Origin of the sequence: Kaistella sp., assembly GCF_049588135.1 — a bacterium.
Taxonomy (GTDB): Bacteria; Bacteroidota; Bacteroidia; order Flavobacteriales; family Weeksellaceae; genus Kaistella.
The window spans coordinates 1-2,158 of sequence record NZ_JBAVFG010000173.1; the positions used below are offsets into that span (position 1 = coordinate 1).

At 32.3% G+C, this 2,158-nt stretch carries 3 protein-coding genes and 1 pseudogene; all 4 read right to left on the reverse strand.

Features of this window, described 5'->3' with window-relative positions; translation table 11 throughout:
* Positions 1-469 (reverse strand): annotated as a pseudogene (locus tag WBY99_RS09535) (methylmalonyl-CoA mutase family protein); the annotation flags it as partial.
* Positions 470-508: 39 nt separating this feature from the next.
* Positions 509-859 carry an FtsB family cell division protein gene (locus WBY99_RS09540; protein ID WP_423976099.1) on the reverse strand — a complete coding sequence of 117 codons (351 nt, stop codon included), beginning with the start codon at positions 857-859 and terminating at the stop codon, positions 509-511.
* Between the two features lies 1 nt (position 860).
* On the reverse strand, positions 861-1,478 hold the full coding sequence (udk, locus tag WBY99_RS09545) for a uridine kinase (protein WP_423976100.1): 618 nt from the start codon (positions 1,476-1,478) through the stop codon (positions 861-863).
* Positions 1,479-1,556: 78 nt separating this feature from the next.
* Entirely contained in the window at positions 1,557-2,114 is a 558-nt protein-coding gene (locus WBY99_RS09550) for a SanA/YdcF family protein (RefSeq protein WP_423976101.1), read from the reverse strand.
* Between the last annotated feature and the right edge of the window lie 44 nt (positions 2,115-2,158).

Here is a 2,158-nt window from a genome sequence, read left to right on the forward strand (position 1 = left end):
GCTGAATGATTGTGGCACCTGCATTTTGATGCAAAGAAACATTAACACATATATTTCTTTCAAAATCTTTTGCCAGAAGTTCTTTCACTAATTGCTGATTGAGTGCGCCATTTTTATCTTCTGAAAAAACATCAATCAAAGAAAAATATCGATTTGTTTCGTCTAAAGAAATATGATCTGCTAAATCTCTATTATTCACGAAAATCACTTTTTCTGTTAAATCTTCTACATTATTATTTAAAAGAAAAGCGAAAATATCTTCTTCCAAACTTTCATGATAAAGAGAAACGAGATGGGTAGATTCTTCCACTTTCGGAAGATTGCTTAATGGCTTCGAAACCGAATCGTAATAAGGTTTCACTACAATTCCTTCGAGGTTTTTTTTGGATAAAATCTCGTAGATATCTTCTGTTTTCAATTGCTTTTGAACAACAGATTCCCAGTCTTGAAGTGAAGTTTTTTTAAACATATTTTTGATTGCGCCAATAATTGACTTTTATCTAATGAGTTATTTTTTAGTCGCTTTCGTACTATCCACAACCAAAATAAAAATTTCTTCATTTGGTTTTTTCATGAAATAATTTTCACGTGCGTATTTTTCTTTTTCTGCTTTATTGTTCATCAATTTTTTGTAGAAATCATCGTTTTTTTGGTATTCGGTTTGGTAATACGCCAATTGATCTTCGTACTTATTGATTTCGCCATTCAACTCATTAATAACCAAAAAAGAAGTGCTATCAAAGAAAATCATCCAGACCAAAAAAAGAAAAATAGTTACGAAATATTTATTCAAAAAATATTTTTGAATGAATTTTAACTTCTGTGATTTTGGTTTAATTTCTTTAATTAAGTCTTCCATTTTAATGTGGTTTTTTCAGAGTATTATTAATTACGGTAGAAAGAAAATCAATCGCAACGGTATTTTGCTTCATGTTAGGAACAATCAAATCTGCTTCGTTTTTCGATGGTTCTATAAATTCTTGATGCATTGGTTTCAAAGTGGTTTGATAACGGTGCAAAACTTCTTGCAAATCGCGGCCTCTTTCTTGCGTGTCACGTCGAATTCTTCGGATTAATCTTTCATCGGAATCGGCATGAACAAAGACTTTTAAATCAAATTCTTTTAAAAGTTCAGAGTTGGTTAACACCAAAATCCCCTCTACAATTAAAACATTTTTTGGTTCAATTAAAACATGATCGCCGGTTCTGGAATGGGTAACGAACGAATAAATCGGTTGATCGATGGTTTCGCCATTTTTCAGTGCTTTCACATGCTTAATGAGCAATTCAAAATCAATAGATTTTGGATGATCGTAATTTAAAACCTCTCTTTCAGAAAGTGTAAGTTGTTGATTATCATGGTAATAATTATCCTGTGAAAGAACATTAACTCCTTCCACATTCAGTTGTTGAAGGATTTTGTTTACCACAGTGGTTTTTCCTGATCCGGTTCCTCCTGCAATTCCGATTACGAGCATATTTTTTGTTTTTACAAATATAAGATTTTGCCGTAAATTCTTAGGTATAACTCTATCTAAATTGTGATTACGTAAAATTTATACTTTTCGCTCAATATTTAGAATGTAATAAATCACCGCAACTACGCGTGCTAAAAACTCCCGAGACTGATTTCTGTAATAACTATTATTGGCTAAAACATCTTGTGCATCGAAGCCGAGCGCATTCATTCCATTATTCCTGGCGTAGAACAAAGCGCGTAAATTATGGAAACCTTGGGAGACAATAATCACATCTTTTTGATGATAAATTTCTAGACAGTTTTTAATGCTGGCTTGGGTTTTATAACCTTTAGGATCTTCAATAATAATATTTTCGGGAACGCCTTCCTGATAAATAAGGTAATTTTTCATTGCGGCAGGTTCATCATAACCTTTGCTTTTTTCGCCACTCACAATGATTTTCTTAATTTTCCCATGGTGGTATAAAAGTGCGGTTGCATCCATTCTCGCGGTAAAATAAGGATTAGAAACTCCGGATTTCATTTTTGGTGAAGTCCCTAAAACAAGCGCCGTTTCTCTTGGTGGAATTTTAGATATTTTGGTATAAGTTTTTCCATTTGTAACTGCAAAAACCCAAATATTAGCCAAAATCATAAGCAGAACCCCAATTTCAATGAGATTAAAAAATGATTTTAATA